Origin of the sequence: Providencia sp. PROV141, from assembly GCF_028481645.1 — a bacterium.
Lineage (GTDB): Bacteria > Pseudomonadota > Gammaproteobacteria > Enterobacterales > Enterobacteriaceae > Providencia > Providencia rettgeri.
In genome coordinates this window covers 169,090-184,098 of record NZ_JAMPPR010000008.1, presented here as the reverse complement: position 1 = coordinate 184,098, position 15,009 = coordinate 169,090, and the positions used below count along the sequence as shown (strand labels likewise).

The window sequence follows — 15,009 nt, the reverse complement described above, 5'->3', positions numbered from 1 at the left end:
CCAAAATGAAATTTAATTATACATACTTTGTGTATGTATAATCATGATATAATCATACACATTGAATGTAAATAATTATACGCTATGTATGTAAGAGGCTTTTAATGGCAAGAAGAACGCAAGCTCAAATGGCAGAAACACGTGCAAATTTATTAACTACAGCACGAGAGCACTTTAGCCGGCTTGGTTATGCAGAAACCTCAATGGATGAAATAGCAGCAAGCGTTAATCTCACACGCGGCGCCCTTTACCACCACTTTGGTGATAAACAAGGCTTATTTACTGCCGTTGTAGAACAAATTGACTCACAAATGAATGCCCGTTTACAAGCAATTACTCTCCATACAGAAGACCTATGGAACAGTTTTTGTCAGCGTTGTCACGCCTACTTAGAAATGGCATTAGAACCGGAGTATCAACAAATTATTTTGCGGGATGCGAAAGCCGTTTTAGGCGATTTTTTGGCTAAATCAAACTTACAGTGTACTGAACAAATTGAACGCCTGCTTCATGAGCTAGCCCAAAATGGCGTTATTAAAAATATTGATACCCATGCATTGGCTTTTTTAATCAATGGTGGACTCGCTGAGGCCGCTTATTGGATCTCACAAGGTGATAGTCAACAGCGACTAAAGAAAAGTGTCGAAGCCATAGATATAATGTTATCAGGGCTATTACTCTCGAAAGATTAGCTCTGCGTTACCTTTCGCTGGCACGGATATTTAATCAGTACCAACAATATAATTGCTCAGTAAAATCATCAATAAACGGCCATCATGATAAATAAAACCCAATAAATATAGGCGAAAGAGCGGAAATATTTATTGGGTTAATGAATTATCTAAATTAGAGTTTGGAAAGTTTGTTTTAATTTATCGACATCTTGCTGAGTTGTTGACCACGAGGTACAAAAACGAATACAGGTCGTCTCTGGTGTCGGTTTACATATTTGACTTAATTGATAATGCCCTAATAATTTATTCGCCAGTGCATCTGGGAAAATAACGAAAACCTGGTTTGATTCAACGGGCGCAAGAAACTGAAATCCCTTTTCAGCAAAAAATGAAGCTAATTGTGCTGCCATCTCATTAAGATGACGCCCCAATTTAAAATACAAATCATCATTAAACAATGGTTCAAATTGAGCAGCGAGCAACCAACCTTTTGCTTGTAACCCACCTTTTTGTTTAATACTAAAACGAAAATCAGATTGCAGTGCTGGGTTTAAAATCACCAAGATCTCCCCGGTTAATGCGCCAATTTTCGTTCCACCGATATAAAAAATATCAGTTAACTGCGCAACATCTTCAATCGTTAGATCACTATATTTCGACATTAAGCCTGAAGATAAGCGAGCACCATCCATAAATAACAGTAAGTTATGAGCATCACAAACCTCACGTAACGCAACTAACTCTTCTTTACAGTAAATGGTACCAATTTCAGTTGAATTACTAATATAAACAAGCTTAGGTTGGACCGTATGTTCATCATTATGCTCAGACAGCACCTTAATGATGTGTTCTGGTGCTAATTTGCCTGTTAACGAGTCAACGGTGATGACTTTATGCCCTGTTGCTTCAATTGCTCCCGTTTCATGGACTGCGATATGCCCGCTGTCTACGGTGATAACCGCTTGGTGAGGTCGTAAAACATGGGAAATCGTGGTTAGGTTAGTGATTGTACCGCCATTAAAAAAATGAATATCCGCATTAGGCTGGCCTATTCTTAATCTAATTTTATCTGCTACGCGACGACAAACCTCATCAGTGCCATAACCCTTGAAACGTTTCCCTGATAAATCATTTAGAACTTGCATAACTGCCGGATGAGCTATTTCGTTATAATCATTTAAAAAGCTATACATTCACTTACCTATCAATAACTAGTTATATTAATTCATAGCCATCATTTATAGGGGGTTCCAATTCATTATTCAATGATATTTTTTCTATACATATACTAAATTTAACGATTAATATTATTTAAGCTACTGAAATTAAATATTAAGTCATTCATAGTCTATTTCATTGATAAATTGGCATACTGTAAAAGGTGAATTCAGGGTTGAGAGCGCCTAAACGTCAAGTTATATCGATACGGGCCTAACAACGGGTGTACACCTGATTTAACTCGACGCACCCCATGGTAATTTAATCGTGACTGGCCTCCCCATACCAAAACATCGCCATGCTCTATATAAATAGCAACTTTTGGCGCATCTCGTGTTACTCCACCAAAATCAAATGTTGTGGGTAACCCTAAAGAAAAAGAGACAATCGGCTGAGTAAAATCAGTTTCGTCTTTGTCTTGGTGCAATGCCATCGCCGCGCCAACGGCATAGCGGTTAATCAAGCAAGCATCAGGGATAAAATGATCAAAGCCAGCAGTACTCGCTGCAGAAATGGCCAATTGAATAAAGGGAATTGGTATCGGTTGCCAAGGCTCATTAGTGACAGGGTCACGCTGACTATAGCGATATCCCTTTTCATCAGTTACCCAACCCCAGTCACCGCAGTTAGTCATTGCGGCAGACATTGAGTAGCCATTTGGTGTCGTCATATGCCTTAAGGGATTAGCTGCAATAATGTTGTTTAATGACTGCAATAATGCATCAGTTTGCCCCAGTAGAAACCCTTTGAGTAAAAAAGCCTCTGGTGCAATTTGTACGGTATTATCTTCATCAGGAAATAACATATTAGCCACTGTTTAATAGTCTGATTGAATGCTCTAATGAATGTTAACACAGGAAAAAAAGTTGCTCATCACATTCAATGAGCAACCTACAGAGTTGACTTTAACGTTGATAAGCTAGAATGACCTTTCTTGTTTCCGCTCGCTGGCTCGCCCACACACTGAGTAAAATGACAACCATGCCGATAAATTGCAAGGTACTAAGCTGTTGGTTGAGATAAAACCATCCCAAAACCACCGCACTCACGGGGCTTAAAAAACCCAGCGACGCCACTGAACTTGGGCCTAATATTGCAAGTCCGCGGAACCATAAGGCGTAAGTTAATGCACCGCCAATAAGCGTGAGATACCCTAACCCAATTAAATTTAGTGAATTTAACGTTGGCAAAGCCGGCTCGAATATAATGGCAAATGGTAATAATACTAATCCTCCCGCCGTTAATTGCCATGAAGTAAAGGTTAAAGCACTGACTGGTGGCTGCCATCGACGACTCAAAACCGTCCCTGCTGCCATTGAAAGCGCCCCTGCTAACCCAGCAATAATACCTAAAGGGTCCAAAGCCGCATTCGGTGTTAAGAGCAGTATAGCCACCCCGAATACCCCTGTTATTGATGCCATAATAGATACCGCAGATAAACGGTTATTTAACAGCCAGCGACTTAAAAATAGCACAATTAATGGTTGTACAGCGCCAACCGTTGCGGCGACACCACCAGGTAAGCGATACGCAGCAATAAACAATAGCCACCAAAATAAAGAAAAGTTTAAAACACCTAATACCACTACCCGCAGCCACCAAATGCCTTCGGGGAGTTTTCGTAACACAAGTATCAATAGTAACCCTGCGGGTAACGCACGTAATACCGCCAATGTTAATGGGATCCCTGCTGGTAACATCTCTGTTGTCACTAAGTATGTGCTTCCCCACACAATTGGTGCTAATGCTGTCAACCCTAAAACCGTTATACGATTCATATTTCTATTCTCTTAATTTATCTTGACGTCAAGATATGTGCATTTTACCTTGACGTCAAGATAAATAACCGCCATTATTTGCCTATGGATAGAATAGATAAAATCACTCAACAGTGGGAAAGAGAGCGCCCTGACCTCGATATTAGCCCAATGGGGCTAATTGGTCGGCTAGGTAATGTCGCGTTCCACTTAACTCGGGAAATGGAAAAGGTCTTCGCTCAATTTGGCCTTAACCGTTCAAGCTTTGATGTACTCGCGACTTTGCGGCGCGCAGGTGCTCCCTATACGCTGAGCCCGGGAGAAATGTTATCAACGTTGATGGTTACATCGGGGACAATGACCAACCGAATAGACCAATTGGAAAAAGTGGGATTAGTCAGCCGCCATACTAACCCTGATGACGGCCGCGGTTTTTTGGTTTCGTTAACTCCCGAAGGGCTAACGTTAATTAACCAACTTATTGAAGCACATACACAAAACCAGGCTCGCCTCGTCGCTAAATTGTCTCAACAAGAACAACATGCGTTGAACCAGTTATTACGGACATTCTTAGCATCATTTGAATCTAATGAATAATAATACGTTGTGTTGAACATAACATGGGGGAATACCTCCCCTCATGTTATTGGCTAAATTGAAAAGGTAATGGCATTTGTAACCGTTCAAAATGGCTACATAAATAGACTAACTGTAAAAGTAATTGGGGTTGTATGGCGCCAGAAGCCACCAAAGGTTTGAACTGATTAGCCAACCAAAGCGCCCCCAAATCCTCAAGTGTTCTAATAACATACGCTATTTCATCTTGTTGAGTCTGAGACAAGCGTTGCCTTCCTGTACACGCTTGTGTTTCTAATACTGAAAGTATCGGCCGAACAAGCTGACTAGCCAACGTTAATTCAGGCACAAAAACTTGGTTTTTTTGCTGTTTTTTCGCCATATATTCGATGATTTTATTAAAAAAACCTGAACGTTGTTTCTTACGCGGTGTACTTTCAAAGTCTAAATAGAACAGCTCAATACCATGTTCTTTTTTTAACCATAATGTTTTGGGTATTAACTGAACCATCTCTTGTGAGTGGCTCACCTGTACCGTCACAGCACAAATTGGCCATTGCTGCTTTGTAATAAAACGCAATTCTTCAATTTTATGGTCATCACTTCCTTGCCAATTTAGCCGTAAAAACGCCCGTTTTTTTTGTGAATCAATCACCGTCCACAATACACATTGTTCTGTTTCATCCCAATAGAGCGGTTCATAATCAGTAATATGCAATAAAATGGGCGAAAAACTATTCTCTTGTATAAATGTCGGTAATTCGTTAGCCGCTGATTGCCAGTCGGTATAACCGAATTCAGCTTTGATATTAAGGTAATCATCGGTTGTTAACCCCTTATCTTTGCCGCTAACTGCATAGCTTTCACCGCTGGCTGATATTTTCCCTTCCTCTGATAACCTTGGTGAATGCAATTTAAAGGGGCTTTTCATCAAACTTTCTGCGGGGTGTTTCCATAACGCCAAGGTTTGCCAAACATTTTGCCGGTTAAACGTCGGGTCAAGGCTATTTCCACGCCCCTGTGTACATTGAATAATTTTTTTATTTTGTTGATCCCAAAAACTCAATGTAGCACCGATCGCACCGCTATCTGTTTTCCACCAGTTCGCATCGATAGGCAACAAATCAAACTCTATGGGTTGGTCGGTATACTGCCGTCTTTGTAACCCTTTGAGTACAATAAGCTGATGTTCATTGGCTGTTGATAATTGATGCATATAAGCAGATATTTCAGCAATTAACCGTAAAACTTGCCCTTCATCCATCGTAAAATGTTTGTCGGCTAGGCGCTTAACTTGCTGGCTAAGGCGTTTCATATAATTGGCTAAGCGAGGCAGCCCTTCCGCACGTGCTGACATATTCAGTAATTGCAACTGGCTAGCACTGCTTTGGCTAATATGCGATAGCCCTTGTCGTAACATATCCTGAATGAATTGGTCGACTGAACCCATCACCATTTTGTCATCTTGGGTAAGCTCTTGTTGATGAGTTTGACCTACGCTTATCTCCTCTGGCCATTGCCATTGTTGGCCATGCTGAAGCATTAATTTTGCAATAATAGCGAGATGAACTGCATTTTTTTGTTTTTCAGGTATTGATGAAATCATGCCCTGCAAACCGCTACCTCGCATATAAATAATTGGCTCATCATATTCTGGTAGGCCAATTTTTAATTGGTTAGATTGTGCTTCATAAACCAGTTCTTTATCTTGCCATTGCTGCATAAATTTCAACGCTAAACGAACATCAGGTTTCGATGTTTGTTTGATTAGGTCTTCTGGTAATAATGCTAATAATTCACTTAATACCGTTTCACTGACTAGCGGCTCTGCTGAAGTCATTTCTGCGGCTGTATTCGATTGAACCCACAAAACTGCTGCCAAAATGTGTTTACAACATCCCGTTGCTGGACAATCGCAAGTGGCTTTTTGGATCCCTTGCGCATCTAAAGAAACACATTGCCCATCACTCGTGAATGTTCCAAGGTCTAAGTCCGTTGGATTAACCTTTTGGTTTTCAACGTCTTTGCGTGCGCGCCTGAGTAACCCCACATTCGCAAATACGACTAACGCGTCGTCGTCATACTGTAGGTAACTGTTTTTCCAACTCATTGCATGACCTCTGCTAACCATTGCGCAAAATGTTCCGGTGTTAATGCCGCAACATGCATCCCTCTATCTGCGAGTTTTTGGGCAATTTCAGGGTCATAAACAGGGAGTGCCTCGTCATCCAACGCAGCTAAACCTAATAATTTCACTTGTTGGCTATGCAAACGCTGTGTGCAATTGAGTAAATGATTCAGCGCGCCACCCTCTTCAAAATCACTAATTAAGCTAATCACGGTACGTTTTGGGTTCCGTATTAAGCTTTCGCAATATTGCATGGCTTTAGCGATATCTGTTCCGCCACCCAGTTGTACGGTCATTAACACTTCAACGGGATCATGCGCAAGATGGCTTAAATCTACCACTTGAGTATCAAAAATCACTAAAGAGACGCGCACTGTCGGCAATGCTGCCAATATACTCGCACACACAGCGGCATACATAATAGAGCTCGCCATTGAGCCACTTTGGTCCACACACAAGATCACATCCCACGGTAAATGCTGTTGCTGACGAGAATTAAAATGAGGTGTTTTGATAACTAACCGTTGATTTTGCTTATCGTAATTCTTCAAATTGGCAGCGATAGTCCCTCGCCAATCAAAATTACGACTATTTGGGATCAGTGAACGTTGAAAACGGTTACGCCGCCCTGTTAATGCGTGACGAAATTGGTTACGCATTTGACTTAAAATATCATCAACCACTTTACGTATAATATTTTTAACAGCATCACGGGTTTCTTCATTCATTTTCCCACGTAAGCTTAACAAGGCTTTTGCGAGGGATTTTGTCGGTTCCATGGCATTGAGCGCCTGCGGATCCTTTAGTAAGCTACTGATCTCATAACGTTCTAACGCTTGGGATTGCATCCGCTCAAAGGTACTATTAGGAAATAATTTACGTGCTTGATTTAACCAGTTAACCGCCGTTAATTGGGAAGCATCTAAGGAGCCGTGGCGCCCAGCTTCTTGTTTTAAACCTCGACGTTGGTATTCTCGGCGATATAAAAAATCCAAAGAACGTTCTATTTTCAACTCTTCAGCACTAAAGGTGGCTTGGCCCAGTGCGTTATCAGCATATTGCCCGAGTACTAAGCGCCAGCGCTTAGCCAATTGAAGTTGTTCAGGGGTTAATGTCGTATTTTTATGACTCATTATTTGTCATCCTGAGCACGCGCAAACCAATCCTGTAACCCTAGTTCAATCAGCTGGCTCTGTAATTGTTGTTCGAGTTGAATCACTTCCATCATCTGTTGTTCATTAAATTCTGTTTGGTGCAATGTGAGTTCTTTTGCCTCAATCGCCAAGTCTTGTGCCACATATTGTGCCATTTGTGCATTTTGTTTAGGCGTTAACTGGCTAAACGCAAACCGTAAATCAGGTAACACCTGAATAAAACGCCCTTCATCCCATTCACTAAGCAACTGATTTAACATATCAATTAATAATGGTATTCGTAAGACTAACTCTGGTGCGGTTCGCATCACACCGATAAAATAGCCAATTGCCATTTCAGGATCACTGCCTGTGCTGAACGCGCGCCTAATTTCATCTGTCAGGACGGTTTCATCAATTTTCGCCCCAAGGTAACGCAAAGCATCCACTGCGCCTTTTAAAAGAGGTGTCTGGTTTAACTGACCTTCACAACGGTCTAATGCCTGATAAAAATCATTGGTGTAGTCATGGTTTTTATTAATTTCAGGCATAAAAGTGATTAATTCACGGCAAGAAAGTAATGCTGAAAAATGCAGCTCTTGCTGCTGTTCATCCCCTTGTGTAATTTGTGCAAAACAATAAAATGCTTGTTGTAATAAGGCATCTAAACGCGCCTCAATAGCAAAACCATCTTCAATATCAAAGAATTGGCGCCCACGCCATAGATGAACCAGTTTATGGCCACAAGCAATCAATGATTCAAACTTTGTATCCTGCTGAATATAACCATCCAACAAAGAAAATAATGCGGGCGTCCGTTGATGTAACCCAATTAATGCGGCTTGCATAAGGAGTGCAACTGCACTTTGGCTAGAGCGACTAATCCCTTGTTGTTCTAAGTTTTTTTCCATTTCAAACAAACGGGCTAACGCGATAGCTTTTAATTGCGTTCCTTTTTCCGATAATGCAATCAATTCCCCTTCAACATTGGGCGTCCACGCGTATTGCCATTCTTCAAATAATAAATCCATTTGGTTACCAGACAAAAAGTTTGGCCCAGACAGAAGCTTAGCAAAATGGATATCAAGAAATGCTAATAAATGCAGAAATCGGCTGCGCGCACGATGTTGTTGGTTACGATAAACATCTAAGCGGCTCACCTTAGTTAATGTGTCATCAAGTTTGAAACGAAAGCTTTTTGCTATTTCATAAGTTTCAGTGACTAACGGAGGTGTTGCTGTCCCTTTGGGAATTTTTCCGAGTAAAAAGCCGGAAAAACAGGTTTTTATTTCCTGCCAAAGTTCAATTTGGCTTTCATCTAAGCTACCTTTGATAAAAACGCTTTGTAACCCATCCAACAGATCATAACGCCCAGGGCCTGCATGCCCACGAAAGACGGCAAGGCGAATGCTTTGCTCTGCAGCAAGTTTAACCGATAAAAACCCAGGAGCCGCTTCAAATTGCTTTTCACGTAAGACATTCGCAACTTTAGAAAGATAGGCAACACCTAAACGGTTCCGATAAGCTTGCGTAGGCTGGCTATCGCCTGTCAACTGCGCTTGGCGCTGCTGCAATAATGACAACCATGATTGTTGGTAAAATGCAGGTGATGGCATTCCAGATGCATAACCATTTAATGCATCGAGTTTGTCATAGCTATAGCGAATAAACCAAGCTTTGTCTTGTTCGCCCAATTTTTGTTGTTGAATAAACGTTTTTTGTTGTGCCGCAGAAAGCTTAAATTGTTGATTGCGAGCCTCTTCTAACCCTTCAAGAAGTGCAAGGGTATGGAATCCTCCCGTCACCACCACAATTTTAGCTTGTGGGTGCTGGGCTTTAATAGTCTGGATATGTGCTTGCATATAGTGTTCACGCTGAATGGAGCCTTCTGATTCAAGGACTTGGGGCTCATAATCAAGTCGTGCCAATCCACACCAAATAAAGCTATCCATGAAAAATGTCTGCCAATCCGCGAGTTGTTCAATCGCCCGCAATTCAAAAATTTGTTCCCATAATTCATCATGGTCACGGCAGCCACTTTTCTTCGCAAGCTGGCTAATAAATAGGCTATGGGCTAAGTAGCGCTCTTTCTGCAAACTTTGAGATTGCAAATCATTGGCTTCGTCTTCATTAACTTGCGCTGTCCATGGTAAGTCAATGAAACGCAACTGGGCTTGGTGTTGCTGGCCGATTTGTAACGCCTGCCATTCAGGGGAATATTCACAGAAAGGAAAATAAGCAGATCGAGTGACAGTGTCACTTTTATCTTCTACCTGTGCGGGTTTTACTTCTGTTTGTGCCATAATAGCGACAGGTGGCTGGGTATCATGATGTAATAAGCTCGCCAGTAGCCCATTAAAACTATCGGGCCCCTCGATTAAAACATAGTCAGGTTCGATGTGTTCAATCAACGACAACGTGCTGTATGCACATGCAGGACTATGATGCCGAATAGGTGCAAAGTAGATACCGGCTGATTCAAGTTGTTGCCTGTCGTGTAATGCATTTTCAATGCGTTTTGGTAAAGGTATAGATAGCAAGCTCACCGCTGATTTCCCTAAGGGTTATTCGTCTTGAATGGCCTTGTACTGATTCAGTCATCATGACGAAGGGTTGGTAGAACCATAGTGGCTCTACCCTTGTTATGAAAATTTATTGCCAATATGCCCTCGAAGCATCAAAAAAGGCTTTCCACTCTTGGCTATGTTTCGCCCTTTCTCTCGCGACATTATCAATGTAATAACGCATCCGTTTGATATCGTCTGCGTTATCTTTTAAAACCACGCCAATAAGCTGGTGTGCAACTGCTCCTGCATTGAGTGTGCCATCACCCAAGTAATGGGCTTCAAGTGCACATGCATAAGCAATATTAACGGCTTCAGCTGTCGACATCACCGCGTCTGGCGTTTTAATATTGCCCCCACCTTTGGTATTTCCTGAACGTAATTCTTGGAACGTGGTGACCAACAGCTCTATCACGTTGCTTGGGATGGTTACTTGACCATTGAGGTCAGCTAACTCTACGGTTAATTGCTTATTGATCAGCTCAATTTCAAATGCGGGATCTTGGATAGGCCGTACCGTTTCAAAATTAAATCGACGTTTTAACGCTGATGACATTTCATGAACGCCGCGATCACGCAAGTTTGCTGTACCAATTAAATTAAACCCTTGCTTCGCGCTGATCCGTGCATTGTCTTTCATTTCAGGGATCATCATTTGCTTTTCTGACATCAAACTAACCAGTACATCTTGAATTTCAGGAGGGCAGCGCGTGATCTCTTCAAAACGCACAATTTTACCTTCTTGCATACCTTGGTATAATGGCGAGCTAACCAGTGCCTTCTCTGTCGGGCCTTCAGCGAGTAGCAATGCATAATTCCATGAATATTTAATATGATCTTCAGTTGTACCCGCGGTTCCTTGAATGGTTAAACCTGAATCACCACTAATTGCGGCAGCTAATAACTCCGATAACATGGATTTTGCCGTCCCAGGCTCCCCGACTAACATTAACCCTTGTTTACCTAATAACGTCACAATTGCACGGTCAACTAAAGCATCATCACCGAAAAATTTTGCAGAAATATTGAGTGATTCATCACCTAAGATAAATTGCCTAACAACACGAGGTGAGCGCAACCACCCTTGTGGTTTCGGGTTCTGTTTATCCGCTTCGGTTAAACGTGCCAATTCATCGGCAAAACGAATTTCTGCGCTTTCACGCAGAATATTCCCTTCTGTTGTTTTATTTTTAGTCATTCTAAAATCCTACGTTAAACCCACTTACCAAGGTGTTTTCTTTTCCCACTCGGGATCAAAACCTGCACACGCATCCGCAACTTTTAAATAATCCGCATAGCTTTCAGCTAATAAGATAGGTGGGATATCTTTTAACTCGATATAGCTGCGGTTCCATGAGCTTTGTTGTGATTTTTCAAAGCTTAATGAAAACAAGACCGCTGGGATATTTTCCTCTGGCACATAGCTGCCACTAAATTCGATATAGACATAAAAACCTAAACTGGCGAAGTGTTTTGCATAATGGGTAAAACTCCCACCATCTTCTGCTTGCCCGCGTTGGTAACCCATTTTTGTCAAGACGCCACGCAAGGTATAGGTGTCGGTTAACCACCCTTTACGATCTTCAATTTCAGTTAATTTCAGATCCAGATCAGGGATTTTATGTTCCATTTGTGAAAATAAAAATTTCACTTTGTAATCTTTAAAGTGCGTTATCCACGCTTTCCGCTCATCTTCACTGACCAATGCGGCATGGGCTAATTTGATGTAAGAGTCAGCAGATAACGTCACTTCGTCATCATCTAAATTTAATAAACTGCCATCATCCGATGGACGAAATACATTCAGGGTATTGTTCTCTTTCGTTTCTATCCAAACTAATTTTTCGATAAGGCCACGCATCACCGGGTGCGCTTGGATATATTCCTGCCAATCTGCGGTTGTCCAAAGGCGCTCTGCACACATCGCTTCATATAAACGTGCCGTTTGCAGTTCAATGACTTGCTTGAGTTCTTTTTTACTCGCAGTGAAGAGCTTTTTAGATTCTTTAGCCAATTCTTCATTGTCGGTTTTACGTGCAGCGGGTAATGCCTTGATTTCTTTGCCTTCGGGATTAAATAAAACTAATTTTTGCTGTGCGTCCAGCTTCGCAGTAAACGTACGGTCACCGTATTCAAGTGCCAAAATACCCGTTTCATCCATTCCGGCAGTCGGTATTGTTCTGTCTGCAAGTTCATCCGCGCTCCAACCATTACGTTCAGCAATTTGAGCAACAAGTCCGCGCGCTTTTTCTTGAACTGACGCGGTACGATAACGGCGAGAAAGAGACAACAGTAATTGAATGATGAGAGGGTCATTACTTGTCGCCACTGCATCAATCATGGCTTCAATTTGTGCGCGACGTTGGTAATGATCACGCATATAGTTGCGCAATGTGGTTACGGCAAGGTGCCCTTCAATACCACAAATCAGCGCTAACATCCCTTTATCACTAATGGCGGAACCTAAATAGCGGCGCAGAACTTCATTTTTTATCTCATTAAACGTCTGTTCTAAAGTATAGTTTTCATACTGACTATAATATTCAGGCCAGCGTTTAACCCAATCTTGATAATTAGCTAAGCGTTTTGGAGCATCACGTTCTGCTTCTGCCATTGCCATTTCTAATGACGGCCCAGCAATATCTTGTCCGATAAAACTATTTAAAATAAAACTGCCTAATTTCTTTTGGCTATCTATCGAAAGTAAACCAATATAACGTTGAAGTAACCCATTACCAGCTGGCATTTTTAATTTAACGGCCAGAATTACCCACCAGCGAATAATATCTGTTTCTACGGGTTTATTATTTTGCCAAGCTAATGCCGGCAAAGAATCGAGATTAAACCATGCCATACTGGCAGGCGCTTTCGCTTTTAGCCCTTTTTGCGCTTCAGCTAATAACACTTTAGGCGCAAGATAGCCGGAAATATCCTCCCCAAATTGTTCCAGTGCAGTTAACAAGGCCGCCCGTACAACTTCCCGTTTTTCTTTCTTTAATAAGGCATAGAGTGGTTTTAATGACTCTGAATTTTTCAAACGAGCCAACCATTCAATGGCGGTGACACGAATTTCTTGTTTGCCTGAATCTAACCCTTCTGCCGCGTTAAGGTGAATATTCGGTAATGTCTCTAGTAGTTTTTGCGCACTCAGACGATGGGTTTTATTTTCCCCAAGAGCCAACTCCATAATACGTGGAATAAAACGCGCTGGAATGGTCGGCAACATTGCAAGGACATCAATTCCACTCGCCGCATCATATTCTTGATAATAACGCTGCGTTTCTTGTTGAGGAATTAAACCTAATGCTTCTGCAATAAAATCTGGATATTGAATGAAAAACGGCCAAACTTGTGCTGGCTGGTTAAAAATAGCTAACCCATTAGCATATGAACGTAAACAAAGGTCTGCAATCAACCGTGTTGCATTTTTAAAATGACATTGTGTTAACGTTTTTTCTAGCTGGCGCAATTCAATTTGCCCAAGAATTCGCGGTGGAACTTCCCGTGTAAGATGATAATGGGATAAGTGTTCTTCATTTGTTCGGTTATGGCTGATAAGACGTAATGCATGGAATAAGGTATATTCGGGCAAGTTAGTAATACGTTCTTTAAATTTCACCACGCTATATTCATGGTCAGTAATAATTTCCTTACCTGAATTCAGCTTATCAATCACCTTACAGCAGGCTTGCGCATTGAGTTTTTGGAATTCTTTATAATGTCGTTGTGCCCAATTGTAGCTGTGCTTCTGTTTTTTGTTTTCTTCAATTTCACTCTCTGCATTTTCCTTTGCCTTTTGCAGCATTTCATTGAAATTATTAACTAAAATATCTTTTGCACTTTCAGGCAGTGGTGTATCTTCTAGTTCAACGAACTCAGGCAACTCAGCCTCTTCAACTTGGCTGGCTGTATCCATTACTGAGAATCTCGAAATTGCACTTTCAATACTTTTCAGTACGGTTTTATTGGTTTCAGTTGTCAATGCCGCTGCTAATATCTCTCTGTGTTCGCCTATACGGGCAAACAAATCCGCAGCTTGGGTACGCTGTTTTGGCGTACCTCCTGTTAAAATTTGTGTTAAATGTTGTGTTACCGATTGTGCAGGTAAAATTGCCATTGTGGGTTCCGCGGCTGCACGCACTGTTTTTAACGAACTAGTAGCAAAAGAAACTAATACATCAGCAAAAAGCGTATAAAGCTCAACGTCTTTCTTCAGTGTATTGATTAACTGTATTTGCCCTGCAGCAGATAAATTATTCGCTAACGTCTGCTTAATAAACGCTTGTTCTGCAATTAAATACGCTTTGAATCCTGGAATGACAAATAACCGATTTAAGTTATCATAATGGTAATCAGATAAATGATGGCGATCGAAAATGATATATAAAATAGTGTTAGCTGGTTTATCTGTCTCTTGTTCGATGATTTCCGTTAGTAGGTCAAAATGCCAATGTTTACGGTGTTCTAACTTAGTATCCCGCGAATTATCATAGGTTTTTGCAAATGCATCACCCATTAAATAACTTACCCACGACGGTAATTCAGGCGTTAATACTTTGATGTTAATATCTTGGCATGCCGCCGCTAAAACTTTAGCAAAACGGGCAATTTGTGATGAAGTAATCCCATCGCCCACTTTCGAATATAGTTTATGTCTTGCATTTGCCCCTTGGCGAATTAATTTATTATATTGGCTCGAATTAAAGCTATTCCCTCCCCACCACCAATCTACGGTGCCGGGTTTATCGAGCAAAATAACCGCTTTTTCGGTATCCAATTGGCTTAATTGAACCAATACTTCTGGCGATTTTCCATTTAATACATACTCTAAAACGGTTTTAGGTAGTTCTTCATCTAAGACAGACAAAGGTAAAAGCGCTTCTTGTAAATATTGTTCTGCAACGGGTGATTCTTTTTTCCCAAAAATTGAAAGAAGATTAAATGTGAACTTTGCCATCT

The 15,009-nt window shown here is 41.3% G+C and carries 10 protein-coding genes; 2 read left to right on the top strand and 8 right to left on the bottom strand.

Going from position 1 to position 15,009, the window contains the following annotated elements:
- The first annotated feature begins 104 nt into the window (after nucleotides 1–104).
- Nucleotides 105–692 (top strand): TetR/AcrR family transcriptional regulator, encoded by a 588-nt coding sequence (locus PSF09_RS07215; protein WP_210837908.1) that lies wholly within the window; start codon nucleotides 105–107, stop codon nucleotides 690–692.
- Between the two features lie 149 nt (nucleotides 693–841).
- On the opposite strand, the gene PSF09_RS07210 is transcribed toward PSF09_RS07215, so the two are convergent.
- The 3 genes from PSF09_RS07210 to PSF09_RS07200 form a co-directional block, all read right to left on the bottom strand.
- Nucleotides 842–1,867: a threonine aldolase family protein gene (locus PSF09_RS07210; RefSeq protein WP_272664880.1), complete on the bottom strand. Its 1,026-nt coding sequence runs from the start codon at nucleotides 1,865–1,867 to the stop codon at nucleotides 842–844.
- A 194-nt stretch (nucleotides 1,868–2,061) separates the two neighbouring features.
- Nucleotides 2,062–2,697: a DNA oxidative demethylase AlkB gene (gene alkB / locus PSF09_RS07205; protein WP_272664881.1), complete on the bottom strand. Its 636-nt coding sequence runs from the start codon at nucleotides 2,695–2,697 to the stop codon at nucleotides 2,062–2,064.
- Between the two features lie 100 nt (nucleotides 2,698–2,797).
- Complete coding sequence (locus PSF09_RS07200; RefSeq protein ID WP_272664882.1) at nucleotides 2,798–3,670, bottom strand: EamA family transporter; 873 nt, start codon at nucleotides 3,668–3,670, stop codon at nucleotides 2,798–2,800.
- 84 nt (nucleotides 3,671–3,754) lie between these two features.
- On the opposite strand from PSF09_RS07200, the gene PSF09_RS07195 reads away from it, so the two are divergent.
- Nucleotides 3,755–4,246: a MarR family winged helix-turn-helix transcriptional regulator gene (locus tag PSF09_RS07195; protein ID WP_272664883.1), complete on the top strand. Its 492-nt coding sequence runs from the start codon at nucleotides 3,755–3,757 to the stop codon at nucleotides 4,244–4,246.
- A gap of 46 nt (nucleotides 4,247–4,292) precedes the next feature.
- Here the strand turns inward: PSF09_RS07195 and PSF09_RS07190 are convergent, their stop codons facing one another.
- The 5 genes from PSF09_RS07190 to PSF09_RS07170 all read right to left on the bottom strand — a co-directional run bounded on the left by PSF09_RS07190 (nucleotide 4,293) and on the right by PSF09_RS07170 (nucleotide 15,007).
- A complete protein-coding gene (locus PSF09_RS07190) occupies nucleotides 4,293–6,335 on the bottom strand; it encodes an SWIM zinc finger family protein (RefSeq protein ID WP_272683674.1) in 2,043 nt (680 codons plus the stop codon).
- Entirely contained in the window at nucleotides 6,332–7,486 is a 1,155-nt protein-coding gene (locus PSF09_RS07185; RefSeq protein WP_272664885.1) for a VWA domain-containing protein, read from the bottom strand. The genes PSF09_RS07190 and PSF09_RS07185 overlap by 4 nt, the downstream gene beginning before the upstream one ends.
- Nucleotides 7,486–10,032 carry a DUF5682 family protein gene (locus PSF09_RS07180; RefSeq protein WP_272664886.1) on the bottom strand — a complete coding sequence of 849 codons (2,547 nt, stop codon included), beginning with the start codon at nucleotides 10,030–10,032 and terminating at the stop codon, nucleotides 7,486–7,488. The genes PSF09_RS07185 and PSF09_RS07180 overlap by 1 nt, the downstream gene beginning before the upstream one ends.
- A gap of 106 nt (nucleotides 10,033–10,138) precedes the next feature.
- Entirely contained in the window at nucleotides 10,139–11,248 is a 1,110-nt protein-coding gene (locus PSF09_RS07175) for an ATP-binding protein (RefSeq protein ID WP_272683673.1), read from the bottom strand.
- Nucleotides 11,249–11,272: 24 nt separating this feature from the next.
- Nucleotides 11,273–15,007: a DUF4132 domain-containing protein gene (locus PSF09_RS07170; RefSeq protein WP_272683672.1), complete on the bottom strand. Its 3,735-nt coding sequence runs from the start codon at nucleotides 15,005–15,007 to the stop codon at nucleotides 11,273–11,275.
- Nucleotides 15,008–15,009 lie beyond the last annotated feature (2 nt).

Bases quoted from the DNA above. Each gene is read 5' to 3' on its own strand.
- PSF09_RS07215 (WP_210837908.1), top strand. From the start codon at position 105: ATGGCAAGAAGAACGCAAGCTCAAATGGCAGAAACACGTGCAAATTTA.
- PSF09_RS07210 (WP_272664880.1), bottom strand. From the start codon at position 1,867: ATGTATAGCTTTTTAAATGATTATAACGAAATAGCTCATCCGGCAGTT.
- alkB (WP_272664881.1), bottom strand. From the start codon at position 2,697: ATGTTATTTCCTGATGAAGATAATACCGTACAAATTGCACCAGAGGCT.
- PSF09_RS07200 (WP_272664882.1), bottom strand. From the start codon at position 3,670: ATGAATCGTATAACGGTTTTAGGGTTGACAGCATTAGCACCAATTGTG.
- PSF09_RS07195 (WP_272664883.1), top strand. From the start codon at position 3,755: ATGGATAGAATAGATAAAATCACTCAACAGTGGGAAAGAGAGCGCCCT.
- PSF09_RS07190 (WP_272683674.1), bottom strand. From the start codon at position 6,335: ATGAGTTGGAAAAACAGTTACCTACAGTATGACGACGACGCGTTAGTC.
- PSF09_RS07185 (WP_272664885.1), bottom strand. From the start codon at position 7,486: ATGAGTCATAAAAATACGACATTAACCCCTGAACAACTTCAATTGGCT.
- PSF09_RS07175 (WP_272683673.1), bottom strand. From the start codon at position 11,248: ATGACTAAAAATAAAACAACAGAAGGGAATATTCTGCGTGAAAGCGCA.
- PSF09_RS07170 (WP_272683672.1), bottom strand. From the start codon at position 15,007: ATGGCAAAGTTCACATTTAATCTTCTTTCAATTTTTGGGAAAAAAGAA.